General features: G+C 68.8%; 22 protein-coding genes, 1 tRNA gene and 1 pseudogene. 16 read left to right on the top strand and 8 right to left on the bottom strand.

Annotation, left to right across the window (positions count from 1 at the left end; genetic code table 11):
• Positions 1–422 precede the first annotated feature (422 nt).
• The 6 genes from ABTY59_RS06545 to ABTY59_RS06570 all read left to right on the top strand — a co-directional run bounded on the left by ABTY59_RS06545 (position 423) and on the right by ABTY59_RS06570 (position 4,819).
• Positions 423–845: a DUF3052 domain-containing protein gene (locus ABTY59_RS06545; protein WP_093876287.1), complete on the top strand. Its 423-nt coding sequence runs from the start codon at positions 423–425 to the stop codon at positions 843–845.
• Between the two features lie 130 nt (positions 846–975).
• On the top strand, positions 976–1,434 hold the full coding sequence (locus ABTY59_RS06550; protein ID WP_352017769.1) for a peroxiredoxin: 459 nt from the start codon (positions 976–978) through the stop codon (positions 1,432–1,434).
• A gap of 138 nt (positions 1,435–1,572) precedes the next feature.
• Positions 1,573–2,148, top strand: coding sequence for a TerD family protein (locus ABTY59_RS06555; RefSeq protein ID WP_352017770.1), 576 nt, complete (start codon positions 1,573–1,575; stop codon positions 2,146–2,148).
• Positions 2,149–2,230: 82 nt separating this feature from the next.
• The gene (locus ABTY59_RS06560) at positions 2,231–2,806 is read left to right on the top strand and encodes a TerD family protein (RefSeq protein WP_352017771.1); all 576 of its coding nucleotides are present in this window, start codon (positions 2,231–2,233) and stop codon (positions 2,804–2,806) included.
• A gap of 29 nt (positions 2,807–2,835) precedes the next feature.
• Positions 2,836–3,978, top strand: a complete 1,143-nt coding sequence (locus ABTY59_RS06565; protein ID WP_352017772.1) for a DUF475 domain-containing protein — start codon at positions 2,836–2,838, stop codon at positions 3,976–3,978.
• Positions 3,979–4,081: 103 nt separating this feature from the next.
• The gene (locus tag ABTY59_RS06570) at positions 4,082–4,819 is read left to right on the top strand and encodes a TerD family protein (protein WP_352017773.1); all 738 of its coding nucleotides are present in this window, start codon (positions 4,082–4,084) and stop codon (positions 4,817–4,819) included.
• 21 nt (positions 4,820–4,840) lie between these two features.
• Here ABTY59_RS06570 and ABTY59_RS06575 read toward each other — a convergent pair whose 3' ends face one another.
• Positions 4,841–5,746 (bottom strand): TerD family protein, encoded by a 906-nt coding sequence (locus ABTY59_RS06575; RefSeq protein ID WP_502995334.1) that lies wholly within the window; start codon positions 5,744–5,746, stop codon positions 4,841–4,843.
• Between the two features lie 186 nt (positions 5,747–5,932).
• On the opposite strand from ABTY59_RS06575, the gene ABTY59_RS06580 reads away from it, so the two are divergent.
• The 3 genes from ABTY59_RS06580 to ABTY59_RS06590 are packed head-to-tail and all read left to right on the top strand — an operon-like array spanning position 5,933 to position 10,488.
• A complete protein-coding gene (locus tag ABTY59_RS06580; RefSeq protein WP_352017774.1) occupies positions 5,933–7,195 on the top strand; it encodes an HpcH/HpaI aldolase/citrate lyase family protein in 1,263 nt (420 codons plus the stop codon).
• A gap of 18 nt (positions 7,196–7,213) precedes the next feature.
• The gene (locus ABTY59_RS06585; protein WP_352017775.1) at positions 7,214–9,667 is read left to right on the top strand and encodes a phosphoribosyltransferase; all 2,454 of its coding nucleotides are present in this window, start codon (positions 7,214–7,216) and stop codon (positions 9,665–9,667) included.
• Positions 9,664–10,488: an HAD family hydrolase gene (locus ABTY59_RS06590; protein ID WP_352017776.1), complete on the top strand. Its 825-nt coding sequence runs from the start codon at positions 9,664–9,666 to the stop codon at positions 10,486–10,488. The genes ABTY59_RS06585 and ABTY59_RS06590 overlap by 4 nt, the downstream gene beginning before the upstream one ends.
• 20 nt (positions 10,489–10,508) lie before the next feature.
• Here ABTY59_RS06590 and ABTY59_RS06595 read toward each other — a convergent pair whose 3' ends face one another.
• From ABTY59_RS06595 to ABTY59_RS06605, 3 genes are all read right to left on the bottom strand, one after another.
• Positions 10,509–10,724, bottom strand: a complete 216-nt coding sequence (locus ABTY59_RS06595) for an FmdB family zinc ribbon protein (protein WP_352017777.1) — start codon at positions 10,722–10,724, stop codon at positions 10,509–10,511.
• A gap of 32 nt (positions 10,725–10,756) precedes the next feature.
• Entirely contained in the window at positions 10,757–12,073 is a 1,317-nt protein-coding gene (locus ABTY59_RS06600) for a hypothetical protein (RefSeq protein ID WP_352017930.1), read from the bottom strand.
• Positions 12,074–12,190: 117 nt separating this feature from the next.
• Positions 12,191–12,949, bottom strand: coding sequence for a DUF4097 family beta strand repeat-containing protein (locus tag ABTY59_RS06605; protein ID WP_352017778.1), 759 nt, complete (start codon positions 12,947–12,949; stop codon positions 12,191–12,193).
• 163 nt (positions 12,950–13,112) lie between these two features.
• Between ABTY59_RS06605 and ABTY59_RS06610 the strand changes: the two genes are divergently transcribed.
• A tRNA-Val gene (locus tag ABTY59_RS06610) sits at positions 13,113–13,187 on the top strand.
• A gap of 79 nt (positions 13,188–13,266) precedes the next feature.
• Here the strand turns inward: ABTY59_RS06610 and ABTY59_RS06615 are convergent.
• On the bottom strand, positions 13,267–15,030 hold the full coding sequence (locus ABTY59_RS06615; RefSeq protein ID WP_352017779.1) for a DUF4209 domain-containing protein: 1,764 nt from the start codon (positions 15,028–15,030) through the stop codon (positions 13,267–13,269).
• Between the two features lie 119 nt (positions 15,031–15,149).
• Positions 15,150–16,234: pseudogene (locus ABTY59_RS06620) on the bottom strand (tyrosine-type recombinase/integrase).
• A gap of 2,558 nt (positions 16,235–18,792) precedes the next feature.
• Between ABTY59_RS06620 and ABTY59_RS06625 the strand changes: the two are divergent.
• The 5 genes from ABTY59_RS06625 (at position 18,793) to ABTY59_RS06645 (ending at position 21,787) form a co-directional block, all read left to right on the top strand.
• A complete protein-coding gene (locus ABTY59_RS06625) occupies positions 18,793–19,395 on the top strand; it encodes a hypothetical protein (RefSeq protein ID WP_352017780.1) in 603 nt (200 codons plus the stop codon).
• A gap of 139 nt (positions 19,396–19,534) precedes the next feature.
• The gene (locus ABTY59_RS06630; RefSeq protein WP_352017781.1) at positions 19,535–19,783 is read left to right on the top strand and encodes a hypothetical protein; all 249 of its coding nucleotides are present in this window, start codon (positions 19,535–19,537) and stop codon (positions 19,781–19,783) included.
• A gap of 359 nt (positions 19,784–20,142) precedes the next feature.
• Positions 20,143–20,682, top strand: coding sequence for a flavoprotein (locus ABTY59_RS06635; RefSeq protein WP_352017782.1), 540 nt, complete (start codon positions 20,143–20,145; stop codon positions 20,680–20,682).
• A 39-nt stretch (positions 20,683–20,721) separates the two neighbouring features.
• Entirely contained in the window at positions 20,722–21,186 is a 465-nt protein-coding gene (kilB, locus tag ABTY59_RS06640; protein ID WP_352017783.1) for a plasmid transfer protein KilB, read from the top strand.
• 55 nt (positions 21,187–21,241) lie between these two features.
• The gene (locus ABTY59_RS06645; RefSeq protein ID WP_352017784.1) at positions 21,242–21,787 is read left to right on the top strand and encodes a DUF4231 domain-containing protein; all 546 of its coding nucleotides are present in this window, start codon (positions 21,242–21,244) and stop codon (positions 21,785–21,787) included.
• A 97-nt stretch (positions 21,788–21,884) separates the two neighbouring features.
• Here the strand turns inward: ABTY59_RS06645 and ABTY59_RS06650 are convergent, their stop codons facing one another.
• A complete protein-coding gene (locus ABTY59_RS06650; protein ID WP_352017785.1) occupies positions 21,885–22,334 on the bottom strand; it encodes a lamin tail domain-containing protein in 450 nt (149 codons plus the stop codon).
• A gap of 127 nt (positions 22,335–22,461) precedes the next feature.
• Between ABTY59_RS06650 and ABTY59_RS06655 the strand changes: the two genes are divergently transcribed.
• On the top strand, positions 22,462–23,229 hold the full coding sequence (locus tag ABTY59_RS06655; RefSeq protein ID WP_352017786.1) for an MBL fold metallo-hydrolase: 768 nt from the start codon (positions 22,462–22,464) through the stop codon (positions 23,227–23,229).
• Positions 23,230–23,300: 71 nt separating this feature from the next.
• On the opposite strand, the gene ABTY59_RS06660 is transcribed toward ABTY59_RS06655, so the two are convergent.
• Positions 23,301–24,059: a GntR family transcriptional regulator gene (locus ABTY59_RS06660; RefSeq protein WP_352017787.1), complete on the bottom strand. Its 759-nt coding sequence runs from the start codon at positions 24,057–24,059 to the stop codon at positions 23,301–23,303.
• Between the last annotated feature and the right edge of the window lie 159 nt (positions 24,060–24,218).

Below are 24,218 nucleotides of genomic sequence, written 5' to 3' on the forward strand. Positions count from 1 at the left end.
TCGCTGTTCGGTGGGAGCCCACGGGGCCACGGGGTGGTCGGGGATGTCCATCGTGTACCCCGCCGGCGCCGGACGTCACATTTACCCAGGGGTAACCCCCAGGGGGTGCCTCGCTGTGCCCTCCAGGTGTCCGGGTGCGGTCAAATCGCAACCTTACGCCCAACCCGCGCATGCGTTTCGTCCGGGCGTTCGGCAGACTGAAACCGCAGAAGTCCATGAACCGGGACGAATCATGTGTGCCTGATCACCGAGGAGGGACGGACGATGCCGGAAGTTGCGGCGAGACGGCCCCAAACGTCACCGTTTCGGCGGTCTCGGCGGCCGGGTACTTGCGCGATCCGCCCCGGCACGTGTGGACTACGGCCAGCGCCGCGCGCATACGCGTGGCCCACAGCATTTTCCGAATGAGCAGGAGGCAAGCCGTGAGCGCGACCGCGGACCACGCGGAGGAGCGGACCAACCCGGCAGCGAGGCTGGGGTTCGAGCCCGGACAGGTGGTCCAGGAGATCGGCTACGACGACGACGTCGACCAGGATCTCCGTGAAGGCATCGAGTCCGTCATCGGACAGGACCTCGTGGACGAGGACTACGACGACGTCGCCGACGTCGTCGTGCTGTGGTTCCGCGACGAGGACGGCGATCTCACCGACGCACTGGTGGACGCCATCGGTCTTCTGGAGGACGGCGGCAACATCTGGCTGCTGACCCCGAAGACCGGCCGCGACGGCTACATCGAGCCGTCCGACATCCAGGATGCCGCGCAGACAGCGGGTCTCTCCCAGACCAAGAGCATCAGCGTCGCCAAGGACTGGTCGGGCACCCGCCTGGCCGCCCCCAAGCGCTGATCCCCACGCTGCGAGAAGCCCCCGCCGGTTCGCCGGCGGGGGCTTTCGTGCGCAGGCCGTAGGGTGGGGTCCACCCGGATTCACCGATACGGACCAAGGCCCGGGCCCCGTCGAAAGGGACGCGTACGCGATGGCGATCGAGGTCGGCACCCAGGCCCCGGATTTCGAGCTCAAGGACAATCACGGCCGGACCGTGCGGCTCTCCGACCTCCGCGGCGAGAAGAACGTGGTGCTGCTCTTCTACCCCTTCGCCTTCACCGGCGTCTGCACCGGTGAACTGCGCGAGCTCCGCGACCACCTCCCGGCGTTCGTCGACGACGACACCCAGCTCCTCGCCGTCTCCGCCGACTCCATCCACACCCTCCGCGTCTTCGGCGACCAGGAGGACCTGGAGTTCCCGCTGCTCTCCGACTTCTGGCCGCACGGCGAGGCCTCCCGGGCCTATGGCGTCTTCGACGAGGAGAAGGGCTGCGCGGTCCGCGGCACCTTCGTCATCGACAAGGCCGGCGTCGTCCGCTGGACCGTCGTCAACGCCCTGTCGGACGCCCGTGACCCGGGTGACTACCTCAAGGCCCTGGAAGCCCTCTGAGCGCTTCCGGGCCGACACCCTCGGATTCACCGGGCGAATCGACTGTTTCGACCGGGAACCCGTCACTAGGATCCAGACGTTGATCCGATGCCAACGCACGACTGGGGGCGCTGCCCCTGGAAACCAATGGAGGGACTCGTGGGAGTCAGCCTCAGCAAGGGCGGCAACGTCTCGCTGACCAAGGAGGCCCCTGGCCTCACCGCCGTGACCGTCGGTCTGGGCTGGGACGTCCGCACCACCACCGGTACGGACTTCGACCTCGACGCCAGCGCCATCCTGGTGAGCGAGGCCGGCAAGGTCCGCAACGACCAGGACTTCGTCTTCTTCAACAACCTGAAGAGCGCCGACGGCTCGGTCGAGCACACCGGTGACAACCTCACCGGTGAGGGCGAGGGCGACGACGAGCAGGTCAAGGTCAGCCTGGCCACCGTGCCGGCCGACGTGGCCAAGATCGTCTTCCCGGTCTCGATCTACGACGCCGAGAACCGCCAGCAGTCCTTCGGCCAGGTGCGCAACGCGTTCATCCGCGTCGTCAACCAGGCCGGTGGCGCCGAGATCGCGCGGTACGACCTCTCCGAGGACGCCTCGACCGAGACCGCGATGGTCTTCGGCGAGCTGTACCGCCACGGCGCCGAGTGGAAGTTCCGCGCCGTCGGCCAGGGCTACGCCTCGGGTCTGCGCGGCATCGCGCAGGACTTCGGCGTCAACGTCTGAGCCGAACCGTTCGAACCGTCCGGCGCCGCACATCCCGTGCGGCGCCGGACGTGCCTCATCTCCACCGGGGAGGAACCGAATCATGGGCGTCACGCTCGCCAAGGGAGGCAACGTCTCCCTCTCCAAGGCCGCACCCAACCTCACCCAGGTCCTCGTGGGGCTGGGCTGGGACGCGCGCTCCACCACCGGAGCCCCCTTCGACCTCGACGCCAGCGCTCTGCTGTGCCAGGCCGGCCGGGTGCTCGGGGACGACTACTTCGTCTTCTACAACCAGCTCCGCAGCCCCGAGGGCTCCGTCGAACACACCGGCGACAACCTCACCGGCGAGGGTGACGGGGACGACGAGTCCCTCATCGTGGACCTCACCAAGGTGCCGGCCCACTGCGACAAGATCGTCTTCCCGGTGTCGATCCATGACGCCGACAACCGGGGCCAGAGCTTCGGCCAGGTCAGCAACGCGTTCATCCGCGTCGTGAACCAGACCGACGGCCAGGAACTCGCCCGGTATGACCTCTCGGAAGACGCCTCCACCGAGACCGCGATGATCTTCGGCGAGCTCTACCGCTACAACGGCGAATGGAAGTTCCGGGCGGTGGGACAGGGGTACGCGTCCGGTCTCCGGGGCATCGCTCTAGACTTCGGGGTCAACGTTTCGTAAAGCCATGTAATTTCACGATGGGGTAGACAGTGATTCTGAAAACCTTCGGCTGGTCGTTCGCGATCACTGCGCTCGGTCTGGTCGCTGCGGTGCTCTACGGGGGGTGGGAGGCGTTCGGGATCGTGGCGATCCTGTGCGTCCTGGAGATCTCCCTCTCGTTCGACAACGCCGTGGTCAACGCCGGAATCCTGCAGAAGATGAATGCCTTCTGGCAGAAGATCTTCCTCACCGTCGGCGTGCTCATCGCCGTCTTCGGCATGCGCCTCGTCTTCCCCGTCGTGATCGTCGCCATCAGCGCGAAGATCGGCCCCATCGAGGCCGTCGACCTCGCGCTGAACGACGCGGACAGGTACCAGGAGCTGGTGACCGACGCGCACCCGTCGATCGCCGCCTTCGGTGGCATGTTCCTGCTGATGATCTTCCTCGACTTCATCTTCGAGGACCGTGACATCCAGTGGCTGCGCTGGATCGAGCGCCCGCTGGCCAAGCTCGGCAAGGTCGACATGCTGTCGGTCTGCATCGCCCTCGTCGTCCTGCTGATCAGCGCGATGACCTTCGCGACCCACGCCCACCAGCACGGCGGCACGCACGTCGACAAGGCGCAGACGGTCCTGATCTCCGGCATCGCCGGCCTCATCACGTACCTCGTCGTCGGCGGTCTCTCCGGCTACTTCGAGAACAAGCTGGAGGAGGAAGAGGAGCGCGAGCACGAGGCCGAGGAAGAGGCCAAGCGCAGCGGCAAGAAGGTCACCGCGATCCAGCTCGCCGGCAAGGCCGCCTTCTTCATGTTCCTCTACCTGGAGGTCCTCGACGCCTCCTTCTCCTTCGACGGTGTCATCGGCGCCTTCGCCGTCACCAACGACATCGTCCTGATGGCCCTCGGCCTCGGTGTCGGCGCCATGTACGTCCGGTCCCTGACCGTCTACCTGGTCCGCCAGGGCACCCTCGACGACTACGTCTACCTGGAGCACGGCGCCCACTACGCCATCGGCGCCCTCGCCGTGCTGCTCCTGGTCACCATCCAGTACGAGATCCCCGAGGTCATCACCGGCTCCATCGGCGTCATCCTGATCGCCTGGTCCTTCTGGTCCTCCGTCCGCCGCAACAAGCGGCTCGCGGCGGCCGAGGGCGGATCCTCGGACGACAAGACCGAGGTGCCGTCCGGGGTGTGACACCCCCGGCGGTGAGGAATGCTTCCCTGCGGGGCGGCCGGTGCATCCGGCCGCCCCGCAGGCATGTGCGCGGTGATGACGATCAGTGGGGGGTGAAGGCGGCATGGCCTTCTGGGACAACCTGTTTCCGGGGAGGGCGGCGCAGTTCGACTCGGGCAGCTCCGCTTCGAACGCGATCGACCTGACGAAACGGCGCCCGACCGTCTCGCTCACGCAGCAGGGCGCCGCCACCGGCAACCTCCGGGTGAACCTCTCCTGGCGGATGCGGACCTCCGACATCGAGGGCCGCTCCCGCCAGAGCGGACGGCTGCTGCGCAACCCCGCCCAGCTCTTCAAACCCGAGGTCGTCCAGGCCCACACCCAGGGCATGGTCAACGTCGACCTGGACCTGGGCTGCCTCTACGAGCTCACGGACGGCAGCAAGGGCGTCGTCCAGCCGCTCGGCGGCTTCTTCGGCGACCTCAACGCCGCCCCGTACGTGAAGCTCAGCGGCGACGACCGCTTCGGCGGCTCGTCCGGCGAGACGATCTTCGTCAATCTGGACCACCGGGACGAGATCAAGCGCCTGCTGTTCTTCGCGTACATCTACGACCAGACGCCGGCCTTCGACCGCACCCACGCCAAGGTCACGCTCTACCCGAGCAACGGCCCGCGGATCGAGATCGAGCTCGACGAGCGCGCCCCGCAGGCCCGCTCCTGCGCCGTCTTCTCCATGGAGAACGTCAAGGGCGAGCTGACCGTCCGCCGCGAGGTGCGCTTCGTGTACGGCTTCCAGGCGGAGCTGGACCGGCTGTACGGCTGGGGACTCCAGTGGGGGCGCGGCTACAAGACCAAGGCCTAGGGGGGTGTCTTGCCGGCCGGCTCAGCTCCGGACGAACTGGGGGCCCATCGGCGGCATGCGGAACTCGGGCGACGGGTTCCGCTCGGGAGCGCCCACCGGCTGCGGGTAGCCGTACGCGGGGGCCGGGTCGTCCACCGGGGGCTGCGGGTAGCCGTAGGCGGGCGCCGGGGCGTCCACGGGCGGCTGGGGGTAGCCGTAGGCGGGCGCCCGGTCCGGCATCGGCGGCACGGCCGGCCGCGGCGGTACGGGGGTGTGGACCACGGTCAGGTCGCTGTCGGGGTCGTGCGCGCCGGTGGAGCCCGTGGCGGCGGAACCGCCGGCCGTCGCGGCCTCCGGGGCCCCGGAGGCGCCCTGGGCGTCCTGGGCGGCGTCCTGGGCGGCGTCCTCGTCCACCGAGATGCCGAAGTCCGTCGCGAGGCCGACGAGCCCCGTCGGGTAGCCCTGACCGACGGCCCGGAACTTCCAGCCGTCCCCGCGCCGGTACAGCTCGCCGCAGATGACGGCCGTCTCCTCGCCGGTCTCCGCCGTCACGTCGAACAGCGCCAGGGGCTCGCGCTCCGGCCCGGCCACCGCGTCGTACAGCAGGATCCGCAGGTCGGAGACGGACCGGAAGGTGCCGCCGTCGGAGGAGGCCGCGATCACCACCCGGTCGACCGCGGGGTCGAGTGCGGCCAGATCGGCCTCGACGGTGTCCGTCAGGCCCTCGGAGACCCGCTTCTTCGGCAGCCGCCGCACCAGGCCCGAGGGGTGGCGCGGCTGGTTGTAGAAGACGAAGTCCTCGTCGGACCGCACGCGGCCGGAGGGCCCGAGGAGCAGGGCCGAGGCATCCACGTCGGGGACCCCGGGGCCCGGGGTCCAGCGGAGCACGGCCCGTACGGCCGCGGTGTCGAGAGGGACGTTGGAGCCCTTCAGCATCGCGTGCGTCATGACCGCAATCCTGCCCTCCCGCCCGACCCTCGGACAACGCGGGGGCGACACGGATACCGCGGCGGGGCGACGGATGCTGACGAGTTACCTGAATTTCATGCACTGAGGGAACTACGGACACCCGCACCTACGTACTATTACCGGCCACATGTCATCAGGGCCCGGAGAGGCAGACGGGGGACTTACATGCGTCATTTCGGGCACATCCCGGCCGCAACGCGGGCCGGGCTGTTCCACCGCGAGCCGGCCGAGTTCACGCACGACTCGCCTGCCCGCACGCTCGCCGTGGCCCTGGGAGCGACGCTCTACAGCCCGGCCACCCGGCCCCGGCTGGCCGACGCCGTGCGCAAACAGGCGGGGCGCGGAGTGGTCTCCATGGTCCTCTGCCTGGAGGACTCCATCAGCGACGCCGAGGTCGAGGCGGGCGAGGCCAACCTGGTCCGACACTTCGCCGACCTCGCGGCGGGCACGGTCACGGACCCGGACGGCGCGGCCGGGACCGCGAGGAGCGCCGCCCGCGCCGAGGGAACCCCGGACACCGAGGGGACCGTGACGGCCGCCGACACCGCCACGGACCTGCCCCTGCTCTTCATCCGGGTCCGCGAACCTCGCCAGATCACCGACCTCGTCGACCGCCTCGGCGACTCCGTGCGCCTGCTGTCCGGATTCGTACTGCCCAAGTTCACCGAGTCCCGCGGCCACGCCTTCCTCGAAGCGCTCACCCAGGCCGAGCGGACGACCGGCAGGCGCCTCTTCGCCATGCCCGTCCTGGAGTCCCCCGAACTCCTCCACCTGGAGACCCGGGCCGAGACCCTCGCCGGGATCGCCTCGATCACCGACAAGTACCGCGACCGCGTCCTCGCCCTCCGGCTCGGCGTCACCGACTTCTGCTCCGCCTACGGCCTGCGCCGCTCGCCCGACATGACCGCGTACGACATCAAGATCGTCGCGAACGTCATCGCCGACGTCGTCAACGTCCTCGGCCGCTCCGACGGCACCGGCTTCACCGTCACCGGGCCCGTCTGGGAGTACTTCCGCCTCGGCGAGCGCATGTTCAAGCCGCAGCTGCGCCGCAGCCCCTTCCTCGAAGGCCGCGCCGAGGACCTGCGCACCGCGCTCATCGAGCACGACCTCGACGGCCTGCTGCGCGAGATCGAACTCGACCGGGCCAACGGCCTGCTCGGCAAGACCTGCATCCACCCCACCCACGTGGTGCCGGTGCACGCCCTGTCCGTCGTCAGCCACGAGGAGTGGAGCGACGCCCAGGACATCCTCCGGCCCGACCGGGACGGCGGCGGAGTGCTGCGCTCCGCCTACACGAACAAGATGAACGAGGTGAAGCCGCATCGCGCGTGGGCCGAGCGCACCCTCCTGCGCGCCGAGGTCTTCGGCGTCGCCCGGGAGGACGTCGGCTTCGTGGATCTGCTCACCGCCGGCCTGGCCGGCTGACGAAGGGACGTCGACGACGTGGTGTGGACCGGAACGTGGGTCGCGGAGCGACTGGGCGTCGAACTGATCGGCGACGAGGAGCTGCCGGCCCTGTTGGGCCTCGCACTGCGCCGCAACCCCAAGCGCGCGCACCTGCTGGTCTCCAACGTGCTCGGCAAGCACGTGCCGCAGCGCCCCTCCGTCGTGTACGGCTCCGGCCTCGGCCTCGGCCGGCGTGTACGGGAGCTCCTCGGCGACGCGGAGGCCGCCCGGTCCGTCGTCCTCGGCTACGCGGAGACCGCCACCGCCCTCGGGCACGCCGTCGCCGACGGCCTCGGCCTCGCCCCGTACCTCCACTCCACCCGCCGCCCGGTGGCCGGAGTCGCCCGCGCGGGCGGCTTCGAGGAGTCCCACTCCCACGCGACCTCGCACCTGCTGCTGCCCGAGGACCCGGAGCTGCTCGCGGGCGACGGGCCGCTGGTCCTGGTCGACGACGAGTTCTCCACGGGCAACACGGTCCTCAACACCATCCGCGCCCTGCACGCGCGCTACCCGCGCGGGCGGTACGTGGTCGTGGCCCTCGTCGACATGCGCTCCGCCGCCGACCTCGGCCGCCTGGACGCCTTCGCGACGGAGATCGGCGCGCGCGTCGACCTGATCGCCGGCGCCGCGGGCACGGTCCGCCTCCCGGAGGGCGTCCTGGAGAAGGGCCAGGCCCTCGTCGCGGAACGGGAGGGCCCCGCCCCCGCCCCCGCCCCCGTACCCCCGCCGCGGCACGCGCCCGTACGGGTGGAGCTCGGCTGGCCCGAGGAACTCCCCGACGGCGGCCGGCACGGCTTCACGACCTCCCACCGGGAACGCCTGGAGGCGGCGCTGCCGCGGATGGCGACCGCACTGGCCGAGGCCCTGCCCGCCCCGGCCCCCGCAGGGCGGCCCCGCACCCTCGTCCTCGGGTTCGAGGAGCTGATGTACGCGCCGCTGCGCCTCGGCACCGCCCTGGAGGAGGCCGGCCACGACGTCCGCTGCTCCACCACCACCCGCTCGCCCGTCCTCGCCGTCGACGACCCCGGCTACGCCATACGCACCCGGCTCGTCTTCCCCGCCCACGACGACCCCGCCGACGGCCCCGGCGAGCGCTACGCCTACAACGTCGCGGGCGCGGACTTCGACGCCGTCGTCCTCGTCGTGGACTCCGCGGCCGACACCCCGGCCCTGCACGCCCCGGACGGCCTGCTCGCGCAGCTCGCCGCGCACGTCCCGCGCGTCGTGCTCGCGGTCGTCCCGTCGTACACCCCCGCGGTCCGCGGCACCGAACCGACCGACGCTCCCGAAGCTCCCGAAAGGAGCTCCATGCTGCCCGAGCCCCTCCGTGGCCCCGCCTTCTCCTCGTACGCGCCCGAAGAGGTCGGCTGGCTGCTCCAGGACCTCTCGGACGTCGAACTCGAAGCCCCCACCGAGGAGCGCGAGGAGGCCATCCAGAGCGGCGGCGCCCACTACGCCGAGTCCCTCCCCGTCGAGTACCAGCCCAGCGAGCGCTACCAGGAGCTCTTCCACTCCGCCCTGGAGGGCTCCGCCGCCCGCATCGCCCGCGCGGTCGGCACGGTCACCGAGACCGTCCTCGCCGAGCGGTCCGCGCGCCCCGTCCTGGTCTCCCTGGCCCGGGCCGGCACCCCCGTCGGCGTCCTCATGCGCCGCTGGGCGAAGGCCCGCCACGGCCTGGACCTGCCGCACTACGCCGTCTCCATCGTGCGCGGCCGCGGCATCGACGCCAACGCGCTGCGCTGGCTCGCCGCCCACCACGACCCGGCGGACGTCGTGTTCGTCGACGGCTGGACCGGCAAGGGCGCCATCACCCGCGAACTCGCCGAGGCGGTGCGGGAGTTCGAGGGCTTCGACCCGGAGATCGCGGTGCTCGCCGACCCCGGCTCCTGCGTCCGCACCTACGGCACCCGCGAGGACTTCCTCATCCCCTCCGCCTGCCTCAACTCCACGGTCTCCGGCCTGATATCGCGTACGGTCCTCCGCGCGGACCTCGTCGGGCCGAACGACTTCCACGGCGCCAAGTTCTACCGGGAGCTGGCCGGGGCGGACGTCTCCGAGGCCTTCCTCGACGCCGTCGCCGCCCGCTTCGACGAGGTCGCCGCGACCGTCGACACGGACGTCAAGGAGCTCCTGACCGCCGACCGCACCCCCACCTGGGAGGGCTGGGCGGCCGTCGAGCGCATCAGCGAGGAGTACGGCATCCACGACGTGAACCTGGTCAAGCCCGGCGTCGGCGAGACCACCCGCGTCCTGCTCCGCCGCGTCCCCTGGAAGATCCTCGCCAAGCGGGGCGCCGACGCCGACCTCGCGCACGTCCGGCTGCTCGCCGAGCAGCGCGGGGTGCCGGTCGAGGAGGTCGACGAACTCCCGTACAGCTGCGTCGGCCTGATCCACCCCCAGTACACGAGGGGTGCGACAGGCGCCGACGGCAAGGCGGTGGTGTCCCAGTGAGCACGTCCACCTCCGGCCCGACCCTCGTCGCGAGCGACCTCGACCGCACCCTCATCTACTCGAGCGCCGCCCTCGCCCTCGGCATGCCGGACACCCAGGCGCCCCGCCTGCTGTGCGTCGAGGTCCACGAGTCGAAGCCGCTCTCCTACATGACCGAGACCGCGGCCGGCCTCCTGGCGCGGCTGACCGCCGAGACCGTCTTCGTACCGACCACGACGCGGACGCGCAAGCAGTACCAGCGCATCCAGCTCCCGGGCACCGCCCCGGCGTACGCGATCTGCGCCAACGGCGGGCACATCCTCGTCGACGGCGTCTCCGACCGCGACTGGCACGAGTCCGTCGTCCGCAGGCTCGCCGACGAATGCGCGCCGCTCTCCGAGATCCGCGCCTACCTCACCGCCACCACGGACCTGTCCTGGGTCCGCAAGCACCGGGTGGCCGAGGACCTCTTCGCCTACCTGGTCGTCGAACGGGAGCGGCTCCCCGAGGACTGGCTGGACCGCTTCGGCGCCTGGGCGGGCGACCGCGGCTGGACCGTCTCGCTCCAGGGCCGCAAGGTGTACGCGGTGCCGAAGCCGCTCACCAAGAGCGCGGCGGTCCGGGAGGTCACCCGCCGCACCGGCGCCACGCTCACCCTGGCGGCCGGGGACTCCCTCCTCGACGCCGACCTGCTGCTCGCCGCGGACCGGGCCTGGCGCCCGGGCCACGGGGAACTGGCCGACAGCGACTGGACGGCACCCCACCTCGACGTCCTCGCGGAGCGGGGCGTCGCGGCGGGGGAGGAGATCCTGCGCCGCTTCAGAGCCGCGGCAGGGGCCTGACCGCGACGGCGCCGCGGGGGCTATCCGCAGCAGCCGCCACCACAGCAGCCACCGCCACCGCCTTGGGCAGCGGTGGGGGCGGCGGTCGCGCTCCCGCCGACGGCCACGGCCGAGAGCAGCTTCACGGTGTCGTCGTGCCCGGCGGGGCAGGACGCGGGGGCGGAGGACTCGGCCATCGGACGGCTGAGCTCGAAGGTGTCGCCGCAGGTCCGGCAGCGGTATTCGTAACGAGGCATGGGGACAGGCTAGCGGCGGGGACCGGCGGACATCAGTGGCCGGAGCCCCGCTCCTCCCGGATCCCACCGACGACACGGGCGGCCGACGCGCGGACGGCCTCCAGCTCGGTCAGGAAGTGCCAGTAGTCGGGGTGACGGCCCTCCAGACCGTCCACGGCCCGGTCGAGGCGGGCGACGGCCTCGTCCAGGGGCCGGGCGTGCCGCGGATCGGGCGTGTTGCGCCCCGCCATCGCGAGCCGCTGGGCGTCCCGTACGGCGAAACGGGCGCGGTCGACCTCCGCCTTCGGGTCCTTCGCGACGGCGTCCAGGCGACGCAGCCGCTCACCGGCGGCCGAGACGGCCTCGTCGGTCGAGTCCAGCAGCGCGCGGGCCGTGGACAGCAGCGAGGTCGCGTCGGGCCAGCGCTGCTCGGACCGCGCCCTCCCGGCCTCGGCGAGCCGCTCCTCGGCCTGCCGCAGGGTGACGACGGCCTGCTCCGGCACGTGCTGGAGGTCCTGCCAGCAGGCGGCCGAGTACCGCCGCCGCAGCTCGGACAGGACGGGCTCGACGCCGCCGGCGCGGGTGGTGAGCGCCTCGGTGCGGGTACGGAGGGACACCAGCCGCTTGTCGATCTCGGCCGCCCGCTCGGGCAGCCGCTCGGCCTCGGCCCGTACCGCCTCGGCGTCCCGGAGCACCCGGTCGGCGCGCTGCAGGGTCTCGGGGACCCCATGGCGGCCGGCGCCCTCGTTGAGCAGGGTCAGCTCGGGCCCGAGCGCGGCGAGCCGCGCGGCGAGGTCGTCGGCGCGCAGCCCACCCTCGCGTACGACATCCAGGGCACCGCTCGCGCCCCGCAGGGCCTGCCGGGCACGCTCGACGGCCGGGGCGAGCCGGGCGAGCTGGGTCTCGGCGCGCCCGAGGAGCGGGGCGAGCCCCTCCTCGAAGCGGTCCAGCTCACCCTTGACGCGTTCGAGCTCCTCCTTGGCGCGGGTCAGCTCGCCACGGGCACGCGAAGCGACGGCGGCATCCAGCTCGTCCCGATCGAGGTCATGGGCGTCGACGGCACCGATGTAGACATGACTGACCTCGTCGATCCGCCGCCCGAGCGCCTCGAACCCCTCGACGGCGCGGCGGGCCTCGGGAGAGCTGTCGACGGCGGTGATCGTCTCGATGGAGATGCGGAGCCCGCGCTGAGCGGTGTCCAGCTCGTAGAAGGCGGCGGCGGCGGCGTCCTTCGCGGCCTGGGCCTCGGCCCGCTGGCTCTCCCCGCGCCCACCGAACCAGCGGCGGGTCCCGCCACCGGCGAAGGAGTGCGGCAGCAGCGCGCCGACCAGCAGGGGCAGTGCGACCGCCAGTCGGAACGCAGACGAAATCCGGGGCGCCGATGTGCCCCTCACGCCACTCGCCGCCACGTACTACTCCCCGTGCTGTGTCCGCCGTGCCCGGTCCGGTTCATTCTCCCACCCGGTAAGGACGAACACACGGCCCGGTCAGTTCAGCGTACGAACGGTGACGTCCCCGTTGTCGCTGCGCAGGCTCACGGAGTGCGGGCTCCCGTCCCGGCGGGGCACGTCGAGCCGTACGTCACCGTTGTCACTGGAGCCGGCGACGGCGTACTCCGCCCTGGGCAGCTCGACCGTGACGTCCCCGTTGTCGGTGACGACGTCGACGGTACGGGGGACGGAGCGCAGGGCGATCCGCACGTCCCCGTTGTCGGACCGCACGGCGACGGACGGGGAGGCGACGGCGTCCTCGACGACGACACCCCCGTTCCCGCTGGCGAGATCGAGCGGCCCCCCGGCCTTCGTGACCCGCACGTCCCCGTTGTCGGACCGCACGGTCAGCGGAGTGGCGAAGCCCTCGGCGGTGACGCCCCCGTTGTCGTCCTCGACGGTGACGGCGACGTGCCGCGGCACCTGGATCCGGTGCACGGCCGAACAGTCGGCCGCGACCGCGTCGCACTCCACCCGCAACGTCAGCCGCCCGTCCACCAGCTTCCAGCTGGCCTCGGGCCCGGACCCCATGAACACCCACCCGTCGACCTGGCGCTCCACCCGCACGTCGTCGATGTCGGCAGGGGTGATCACCAGCTCGGAATCGTCCGAGTCGACGGTCAGCACGTCCCCGCCGAACGCGAACGCCCGCCGCTCCACCGGAGCCCCCTCGACATCGGCACCCCCACACCCCGCGAGCGAGACCGCGGCGACCCCACAAGCGAGCAGCACGAGCAACGGACGACCTGCGGCCATGGCGACCAACCCCCGAAAGAAACGACGACCCCCCGAACCTACGACCGCACCCCCACCCCCCACGATCCGGCGACCCACCGCGCCGGGGGTGGGGCTACCCCCCCCACCAGGTATCGGTTTGCGGCACCCACCCCAGGTCCATGTAGGCTGTTGCCTCTTCCACGGGTGCGTAGCTCAGGGGTAGAGCGCTGCTCTTACAAAGCAGATGTCGGCGGTTCGAAACCGTCCGCGCCCACCAGTACAAAGGCCCCCGCAGCTCATCGCTGCGGGGGCCTTTGACGGTAGCGGCTGACGGCAGTCCGGTCCGAGCGCGTACGTCAGGACTCCGAGGGCTCGTTCACCGCCCCGTCGCTCGACTGGGGGCCAAGGGTCCAGAGGTACAGCACGCACTGGAACAAGATCGCAGCCGCCGGCGACCCTACGGTTGCCAAGAATCCGTGAGCGATTTCATTCCTTAGATTCCATCCTCCGGCAGGGTTCCCGCAGATTGTGAGAATGTTGCGATGCCAGGACTCATCCAGTCCTTTTTCGCGGAGGGTGCCCAGGAGGGAGCCCAATCCAGGATATTGTCCTGGCTTCTCGTTTCGCTGAAGTCGGTAGACTCCAGCGTCGAGTGAAATTACTAGATTCCTGACTAGAGTTTCAATCTTTGGTGCGATGGTGAAAGCTGCCGCCTCCGGATCTCCCGTCCAATAGCGAATGAGGCAGCGAGAAATGGAGGCCGCAAGATCCTCATCCGTCAATTTCCCGAGAGCGAGAAACTCCGTAAGTTCCTGTTCGGTTGGAATGCCGTGGGCTTCTGGGATTTTATGCAGGGCTGCAGCCAGGATTGGTGCAGTGTGTTGAAGCATGAAGGATTCCTGTTGGGCCATCCTCATTTCTTCGACGTCGGAGTCGCTCTTAGGTGTGAAGCGTGGCAGGCCGTCAGACCCGATGATCTCAGTGGTGAGTATGCTTGCGAAGGTTGCATTCTCGATAAATTCTTGAACCCTCGTGCGCGTATTGTCCACCGTTCCGACGGCTGGGCCATAGGCGAGGGTGAAATTCAGCAAGGCCTCTCGCCAGTCGCTGCAATCGGTGATCGGGCTGAGGATTTTTTCGAACTGTTCTTGCGGGACGGCGCTGGATGTCGAGAACCTGGAAAGACCGAGATCCTCCTCGCGGATTTTCTGCAGTGCTGAGGCTGCGCATCCGATGAGGTCAGGGTCGTTGGATTCCTGTGCCCGCTCCAGGGCCTTTTTGAGGTGTCCGGCTTTGACGAGACCTGTCGCGCTCTCTGCCGCATTTAGCCAGACCTGTACTTGATGGGCCTGGACTTCCTTCCTTTTGTCGCCGCTCTTGTGAAGGTTCAATTTGATGGTTAGAAGTTCATCCCTCGTGAATGGGGAGTCGTATACGTCGATCGCCGAGTCGAGTGCGGCAGCAAGCCCTTCTGGGGGGTTTCGCTCGTAGGCCAGTGGCCTGAGTAGGCGAAGTGTCACCCCAGGCTTGTCGTAGCCAGCTGAAACTGTCTCCCGGTTCACCTCCAGGATTCTTTTGCTTACCTCGCTCGCGAGCTCCGCGGCTCCAACTGCGCGCGCTAGTCGAAGGGCTGTATGCAAACTCTCGGACTTATCGAGACCAGTTCTCCAGTGGCGGGAGAGGTCGAGATGGCTGCGCGCGGCCGCTATAGCGTGCTCACGCGGATTGCCAACCTTCCTGTCGAACAGGAGATGGTTGAGGCGGGCCTTACCGAAGTTCGATGTGACTTTCTCGTGTAGCCTTCTCCAAACTTCGACACCGGTTTCTGAAACATCCTCGACTCTAGGAGGCGTGGAGTGTCCGCTTGAGTCCGCGAAGTACGGGATAAGCTGAACCCGCCACCTGCCGTCGCTTTGGGCTATCTGCAGCCGGTAGGCAAAGGCCCACGCTGTTGCTTTACGGATCGTGGCTTCGGTTAGTTCGGAGTCGAGGTTCCCCTGATGCTCGCTAATCGGGATTATCTCGTTGAAGGAGCGGATTGCCTGGAGATTGGTGTCGTTGAGGGCGGCTTGGTCGATCCACCCTGCGGCGAGGTCCACTAGGGCGTCGTTGCTCAGCATGCGCCTCAGTGTGGAGGGCTTCGGTGCGTGGAGCTACCCATTTGTCCAAGTCCGTAGTGGCCGGGACTGTTGACGTGCCTTCCTGGAGAGGCACCAGGAAGGCACGTCGGCGAGCTCACTCAATGACGGCGCTTCAGAAGTCGGTCCATGTGGCCCATTGCCTCCCTCCGGTGCTCGTCGGAGACGTGGGTGTAGATGTTCATCGTGACGGCGATCTGCGAGTGACCCAGGATCTCCATCACGACCCGCGCCGGCACGCCTGCGGCGAACAGGAGCGTCGCGCACCCGTGCCGGGCATCGTGCAGCCGGATCCGGGGGAGCCTGGCCGCCTCCGTGATGCGCTGGAACGAGCGGCTTAGGTTCATCGGCTCGACTGTGCGGCCCGTGCGCGTGGTGAAGAGGTAGTCACTGTCCTGCCAGTCCTGCCCCGCCGCGTCCCGCTGTGCGGCCTGCCGGAGCCGCTGCCAGCGCAGCGGTGGCACGCACATGAGGGGGAGGGGGATGGCACGGCTTCGGCGGTTCTTCGTGGAGTCCGCGTACAGCTCGTTCTGCACCCGCTGGATCTGGTTCCGCACGGTGAGCGTGCGGCGTTCCAGATCGATGTCCGACCAGCGCAGCCCGAGGACCTCCCCTCTGCGCAGCCCGAGCGCCACGGCCAGGACGAACGCTGCGTACAGCGCGTCTCCCCTCGCCGCCTCCAGGAAGGCCGTCGTCTGTTCCAGGCCCACGGCTTGAGCTCCCGCTGCTCCACCCGAGGGGCCGGTACGAGCTTGACCACGTTCCTGCTGATGAGTTCCTCCCGGCAGGCGGCGCTGAGCGCGCTGCGCAGGACGCGGTGAGACTCCTTGGCCGTGGCCGGCGACGCCTTTGCCGAGACGGCGGCGAGCATCCGGCGTACGTCCGCCGCCCCCAGGTTCTCAAGACGCTTGGTCCCGATGTTGGGGATCAGGTAGAGGCGGACGTGGGTCTCGGACTTGGCGTATGTCGTCTTCTTGCGGTCGTCCTTGACGAAGTGCTCCAGCCAGTACGGCAGCCATTCGGAGAGCTTGGCCGAGCGGGTCGGGGTCGGGATGCCCTGGCGGTCCCGTCGGACGAGCTCCTGCCGCTTCGCGTCGCACTCCTCCCAGGTCGCGCCGTACACGGTCTTCCTCTTCCGGGTGCCGTCGGGCTGCGGGAGGCTTGGAGGTCTTGCCGCAATTTTGATCGGCGATCCCGCGTGGCGACCATCCTTGGCCCCTACTGACGACTGGATAGACCCGGAGAACGGTCTGCCTTGCGAGGGCCCTGGGGAAACGCCCTTCGCTCAACAGGTCCATGCCCTTCCAACCTTGTGGCAAGAGTCAGCGATCTGGGTGTGGAACGCCGCCACAAAGAAGATCGACAGGTACAAACCCGGAGAGCTCGGCTGATTCTCCAGCTGCTCAAGAGATCTCCTTCCTGCATCACCGAGGGTTCACGAGCGACAGTGCTCCAAAGCGGTCAGAAAACGACTGAACAGCGCCGCGTGCGGCCCACGGTTTGAGCCCCATTCCCCGGAGGCTCCGGCGACCACCCGGCTGGAGCCCCGAAAACCCCGTAGACCGGATCCGACTACCGGACAGTTCTGGCCTCGCCGCCCCGAGGGCCTGCTGTCCCAGGGCGGCCAGGCCCTCACACGTGCGGCTTCGCGAAAATAGAGCGCCCAAATCCACACGCCCTTGCCATCGAACCGGCGCATGGGACATCGCACTTATTCACGTCTCGGATCGACGATTTGCACCGGCTCACTGGTCGACAGATTGGTTCCATCGTGGTCCGAAACATCGATAAGAAGCCTGAAAAGCCAGATCAAGCGAATCGCCCTAAAGAGACCAAGGAAGAGCAGCAGCCCTACCACCCATCCTGGCCACCCGATTGATTCCCTCGTGTCACTCAGCATGACGGCGAGAAGGCCTATGGCTACGGCAGTCATTGAGGTCAAGATGCTAACCCAATTACGCCTCAGACTTTCGCCGAAACGGGCCCTCAGGAATGTCATTCGGCGCCCGGAACTCGTTGCATACTGACTGATTGCGGCAGTGCCGAATCCGCCAATAATGGCCGCGACGGAGGCAACGGTCGCATACACGTTCATTCGCTGATCGGCAGAATGGCCGTTAAGTACGTGACCTTGCTGCCAGAACCCGAGCAGAGTGACACAGAGCGCCGCACCCAACCAGTCCGCGGAGGGATGCTCACTCCACAGGTTGTGGAGCCTACGAACACCTGGAATCCACCTGGCCATCTACGCCCCCCCATCGACTGCACAGAGCCTAGGGCATAGGTCTGACAGCGTCCCGGAGCTCGGCATCGTGAGCGTGAGCTACGTCGAGCACCGCGTGCACAGCAGCCTCATACCAGGGCGCCTGCCCTTCGCTCCGTCGCAGAAAGACTGGTTTTTGCGCAGTGATATGGTCAGAGACGAAATTAATTTGGTCTTCCACTAGAGACCCATCGGAGGTCGAAAGCGTCACGTGCGCAATCGCTCTATCGACGGCGCCGTCAGGTCCAACTAGACTGCCGAAATCAGAAATGAAGTGTTGCACATCTTCGCGAAGTCGCCTCTCTCCCCGTGAGCGCGAAGTGTCCCGGCCAAAGCCGCGCCGCTTTGGAATCTTCATATTAAGGGTGATCAAAGCGTCAGGGTTTCGCTTGTGTACCTGTCGCGAAACATCTCCTAGGCCAGCAGCGTCAGATGGAAACATCGTCTGCCCGGGACGCAGTCGCATCTCAAAGAGATTGACCGCTTCCGCGCTATTTAGCTTTTCCCACGCTTTCTGTCCCACTAGGGGCATTACCGCTAGCTCCTCTCGCACAACGTTCATGCTGTTAAGCCAACGCTGCAATGCGGTCGGGCGGGGCGCGGACGCGCTACCTTGGATGACTCCGATTACGTTCCCGAAGGGAAGGAAGCATACAATCGTCGTGTCGACGACGCTGCGATTTCCATCAAGCCGTAGGTCGGAGATGTGACTGAGTTCCCAATCGATTTGTTGAATATCGCCATCCCTCAACCGCGCGAGTACTAGATGGCGGCGTCCTTGCACGGAAATCGGGTCACCTACGTACACATCCGAGCCGTGAACGTACCGGCGCTGACGCATTTCAATTTCCCCGAGATTCCGCAAGACCGTGGGCCAGTCAAGGTGTGGAAATCGGGGGTCGCCAGCCTCTTTCGGCCTAACGATTTCATAGAAGGCAACGGTCTTCTTCCGCCCCGAACCGACCAACTGAACTTACCCCCCAAGGTAATTGACGCTCCGTCTGGACAGTATGACCTTGCGCGGCGCCGCCTGCCAATGGATGCGAGAGTTCGTTGCAAGACCAGCCCGGGGGGCCTTCCCGGAATCGACCGTTAGTTCGATTCAGAAGTCCCTGTGCGTCTCCAACGGCCTGAAAGCGGCGAATCGGGGCCGAAAAGCATCGACCCTAGGCGGCCTTAAACCTCGTCGGGGCTGACGGAAGTCTGTGACGGCAACGTCGATGCACTTGAAGGCTCACGGAGGCGTGCTGGCACCTAGTGTGGTGGCGGCTTGGTATGCCCCCGAGGGGCGGGCAGCGTGACCAGGCGAACTTACAAAGCAGATGTCGGCGGTTCGAAACCGTCCGCGCCCACCAGTGCAAAGGCCCCTCGCCGATCATGGCGAGGGGCCTTTGACATCTACATCTGACATCAACGTCCATGGTCACCGGGGCTCTGCCCCCCTGGGGAGCGTGGGCTGCGGTGCCATCGAAGGGGGAACGGTGGAGGACGTTTTCGACACGACCGGGAGACCGCCGAAGGGCTGGATGCACGCCGTCTTCCATGGCGGCCCGTACGGGGAGGATGCGGGTCGCTGCATCCCGGGCCCTCCCGCGCCGGAAACGCTTGCGGTGCCGCTGGCCGAGGGCGGTGTCCACACGTACCGCCTGTGGACGGTGGGCTCGTGGTCCGATCCGGAGGACCCCGTAGCCGTCTACAACCCTGACGGACCCCCCGTACCGCCGCCTCTCCTGACAGGCCAGGAGAAGGAGTGGCTCCGGGACAGGCATCAGAAGGAGGGACTCGGGCCGCTCAAGCTCGTCGCGCTGGCCGCCAGCGGACGGCCGGTCCGTGACCCCGACGCCCCCACCATCGAGGCGATGCTTGCCGGGCTGCGGCACAGGGAACACCTGCTTCTCCAGTGGCTGACCGACCACGATGAGGGCGACTGGTACCTCCAAGTCCTGCTCGATGAGGACGACACCTATGAGGTGGTTCACCAAGCGGGTGCGGCCGCTGAGCGCGGTGGGGTTCGGTTGATTTCCCAGGCCGCAGTCCGTGATGCCGTCCTCCGCTGGGCAGCCGATCAGCCGAGCTGCACTTGAAGGATCTAGGACCGGGAACGACGTCTGAGCTACCGATGTCCGGCCGGAATCGGCTCAGGCGCCACGACTGAGCGCTCGACAACTCCGGGCGAGCTCCCAGCGGCAGTGCTCGTCGAGAGTTGGACCTAGGGTGACAGTCATGAGCACGCCACCCATCTGCCCACGCTGTGGCCAGGATCGGCTCCACCGCTACCGCTTCAAGAGCGATGGAGCGGCGTTCTCCCTGTGCACCGAATGCGACTCGCTCTGGTGGCCGCAGACCACGACGGATATCGCCGGCGCGTTGTTCCTCGATGATGTCGTGGCAGCCCGGCTTGGCGAGGAGGGCAACCCCTGGACCACCCGCGTGTGGGCCGACGTGATCGAAGCTGTGCCGGACGAGGGCTGACGTCCGCAGTTGACACTGCGGTGTGTCCGATCGAACCTGCAAAGCAGGTGTCGGCGGCTCGAACCTTCCACCCAGCCGATCATGGCTGGGGGCCTTTGTCGGGCAGGGTGTAGCTGACGCGTCCGTGGAGTGGTGGGGCGGTGCGTCTCACGCACGGGGGCTGCAACCACGAGCGCAGTGCCGGTAACCCGCTGGAGGCCGTCGAGGGCGCCGGACCGCGTGCGCCGGAGGTCTTCGGGCGGGGGCACTGTTCGTAGTTTGCAGGTCCTCCATGCGCCCGAGACGTGTCGCGCCAGGCTTGCGGGGCGGGGAGGGGTTCGGTGGTGGGTTGTTCGGTGGTCTTGTGATCGGATTGCGGGATGAGCACTTTGTATTTGTTTGCCTGCGCCGCCGAGCCCGTCTTCGATATCGCCCGTGTCATCGAGGAAGCGCAGGCGGACGGTTGGGACGTCTGTCTCGGGCTGACGCCCACCGCCGCCCGCTGGCTCGCGGGGTCGCTCGACGGGCTTGCCGTGCTCACCGGGCATCCCGTGCGCTGGGACTACCGGCTGCCGGGTGAGCCGGGCGAGTGGCCGGCGGCTTCGGCTGTTCTCGTCGCGCCCGCCACCTTCAGCACCGTCAACCAGTGGGCGCTCGGGATCGCCGACAAGTTCGTCGTCGGGGTGGTCGCCGAGGGCATCGGCAAGGGGATCCCGATGGTCACGATGCCGTGCGTGAACGCCGCCTACGCCCGGCATCCGCAGTTCGAGCGGTCCGTCGGGACGCTTCGCGGCGCCGGCGTGACGGTGCTCCACGGCGACGGCGGGTTCGTACCGCATCCGCCGGGGCAGGGCGACCCCGCGCGATTCCCCTGGCGTCTCGCCCTCGACGCCGTCCGTGAGCGGGTCCTGGCGGAATGAGGGGTAGGCGTGGCGCGTCCGTCGTGATCAAGTGGTGGGGTGGAAGCAATCATCGCCAGCGCCATGGCCGTGGTGGGGACGCTGCTCGGGTCGGGGATCACGCTCGCGTTCCAGCGGCGCACGGCCGACAAGGGGCACGCGTTCACCCGGGGTGAGACGCTGCGGCAGGAGCGGCTCGACGCCTACACCGCGTACGCCGGCGCCCTCGTCAACTACCGTCGTTGCCTCGTCCATCTCTGGTTCTGCGGCCACGAGTCGCCGCCCCCGGAGTCCCCGGACGCCGTGCGGGTGCGGGCCTACGACCTTCGGTCCGTCGCCCAGGAAGCCCTGTTCCGGCTGCAGATGCTGAGCGAGGACGAAGCCCTGGGCCTGAAGGGGGAGGTGCTGCTCGACGACATCACGCAGTTGCAGCGAGCCGGGACGCGCGCCGAACTCGACCGCGTGCGGGTGCGGACGCGCGACGGGATCAGTGCGCTCGTCCATGAGGCCAAGAGCCACCTCTGAGCCGGGGCGGCAGTGCGAGTTGACGTGGACTCGTCCTGGGCGGTGTACTCCCCGCATGGCTGAGCTGGGGGACTCGCCCGAACCGGGCGTGCAGAGTGGCGAGATGACGCCGCAGCGGTACATGGAGACCAGGCTCGCGCAGTACCAGGCCTGGTACGACGCCAAGGCGACCCGGATGAAGGCGATGCATCTGCGGATGCGTACCGTCTCCGTCGTCGGCGGGGCCCTCGTGCCCGTCTTCGTCAACGTGGATCTGGACTTCGCGCGGATCACCGCCACCGTGCTCAGCGTGATCGTCGTCGCCGCCGTGTCGCTGGAGAGCGTCTACCGCTACCGGGAGCAGTGGAAGAACTACCGCTCCACCGAGCAGCTGCTCGGGCACGAGCGCGTCTACTTCGAGACCAAGGTCGGGCCGTACCACGACCTCGCCAGGCGGGAGGCGTTCGCCGTCCTCGTCTCCCGCGTCGAGAAGGCCATCGCCAACGAGAACTCCGCGACCCTCAACGTCATGACCCTCGGCGGCCAGGTCAACACGGACGTGCAGCAGCACGGGGGCGGCGTGCCCGGTGCCCGGCAGGAGCCGGAGGTCTCCGCGTCGTAGCCCACCGCGCCGGGCGGGCGCGAGCGCGGCTTCGGTTCGCCGGCGTGCCCGTGGGCCCCGGGTCTCGGGGCCCACGTTCCTCACCCGTCGAGCGGGGTCAGCACCACTTGTAGTCGACCCGCGTCGAGTTGTACGCGCAGGTGTCGACGGTCGTGCCGTTCGACTTGCGCAGCTTCGCCGTGTCCCTGTCGTTGTTCCAGACGTACGCGGCACGGTTCTGGTACAGGTTCGCGGCGGTGTTCGTGCCCCGGCCCGTGCGGACCGTCACGATCTTGCCCTTGCCGAGCGTGTAGTTGCCGAAGGTGTACTTGTGGTTGGACGCGTCCGTCAGCGTCCAGCCCCGCAGGTTGACCGCCGCGCCGGTCGTGTTGCGTATCTGGACCCACTCGCCGTTCAGGCTGCCGTTGGACCGGTTGTCCGAGCCGGGGCTGTCGTAGTAGATCTTGTACAGGTGGACCGATCCGGCGGCCTGCGCCTGCGAAGGCAGCAGCAGGATGCCGGAGGCGGCGGCCGCGGTCACGGCCGCGAGCGTGCGTACGCGAAGCATGAATGTCCCTCAGTTCCTGCCGGGCGCCCGCCGATGGGGCCCGGCGAGCACACAGAATACGCACGCTCTTCACCTCTCCCGCACATGTTCCGGCCACCGGTCCGCGATCAGGCCTAGACTCGGTCCCATGGACGACGGCTCTCTGCGGATCACCGTCCTCGGGTCCGCCACCCCCTTCCCCCGGCCCGGCAACCCCTGCTCCGGCCATCTCGTCGAAGGCGGCGGCGTACGGCTCTGGGTGGACGCCGGGACCGGCACCCTCGCCGAGCTCCAGCGGTACGTGACGCTCGGCGAGGTCGACGCCGTGTGGATCTCCCACCTCCACGCCGACCACAGCGCCGACCTGCTCACCGCCTACTACGCGCTGCTGTACGCGGGACTCGACGTCCCCCTGCCCGTCCCCCTCTTCGGTCCGCCCGGCACCGCCGACCGGCTCGCCGCCTTCCTCACCAACGGACCCGAGCGCAGCCCCGTCGAAAAGGCCTTCGCCGTGGAGGAGTTGTACGACGGACACCTCGCCCGCGTCGGCGGGCTCACCCTCCGCTCCCGCGCCGTCGAACACGGCGGCATGCCCGCCTTCGCCCTGCGGGTGGAGAACGCGTCACGCGCCTCGCTCGTGTACTCCGGAGACTGCGAGCCGTGCCCGTCCCTCCGTGAACTCGCCGCGGACTGCGACCTGTTCCTCTGCGAGGCCGACGGTCGGGCCTCCGGGCACCACTCGGCCGCGCAGGCCGGGCGCAGCGCCGCCGAGGCCCGTGCCGGCCGCCTCGTCGTGACCCACGTCGGACCCGGTACGAGCCCGGCCGAGGCCGTCGCCCAGGCCGCCGCCGAGTTCCCCGGCCCCGTCGCCCACGCCGACCCCGGGCTCCGGTTCGACGTCGTCCGCGCCGGTTGAGGGCGTCGTGGACGACGAGATCCAGGCTCCTCGGGCGTCCCCCGTGGCCCGGGCCCGGTGCGTCCGGGGCGTCACGCGTCGAAGTCGTACTCCAGGACGTACGACGACGAGTCCAGCGTCATCTCGTTGAGCTCCACCGCCCTCCCCGGCCCCGTGAACGCCGTACGTCCGATGAGGACCACCGGCGTCCCCCACTCCAGGGAGAGCCGGTCCGACTCGTCCGCCGTCGGCATCCGGCAGCGGATCTCCTCCCGGAACCGCACCGGCCGGTGCCCCAGCTCCGCGAGCCGCGCGTACGTGCCGCCCGGTCCCGTGTCCGGCTCGGTGATCGCCGTCCCGCGCACCAGCTCCGCCGAGAGGTACGACACGGACAGCAGTACCGGCTTGGCGTCCAGGACGAACCGGCGGCTCCGGACGCACACGGGCGCCCCCGGCGCCAGGTCCAGCGCGCCCGCCAACCGCTCGCCGGCCTCCGTCTCGCCCACCTCGATCTGGTCCACGACCAGCTCCCGGTCCTCCACCTCGGCCGACCACACCGAGCGGCCGTTGCCCCACTGGTCCCCGGCGAGGCGGGGGATGCCCCGCCGGCGCAGCGGACGGAAGGCCCGGACGAAGACCCCGGCGCCCTTGCGCGCCTCGGTGAGCCCTTCCGTACGCAGCACCGCCAGGGCCTGGCGAGCGGTCATGCGGGCCACGTCGTAGGTCGTCATGAGGTCGTTCTCGCCGGGGAGCCGATCGCCCGGCGCGAAGGCACCTGACTGGATCGCGGTTCTCAACTCGTCGGCGATGCGCTGGTACTTGGGCCGGCGAGCGCTGTCCTGATCAGTCATGGGGTGGACCACTCCCTTCGTCTGCGGGACACCCTACGGCGCGGTCCTCGGCCCGGGGGCACGCCTGTACGCCGTCCCGCCCGGTCGATCCATCCATCGGGGGACATCTCTAGAGATACGTTGACAGGGCGGGGTCGCCGCGCTTCCCTGAGTGTCCCC

Origin of the sequence: Streptomyces sp. NPDC096079, from assembly GCF_040303145.1 — a bacterium.
GTDB lineage: Bacteria > Actinomycetota > Actinomycetes > Streptomycetales > Streptomycetaceae > Streptomyces.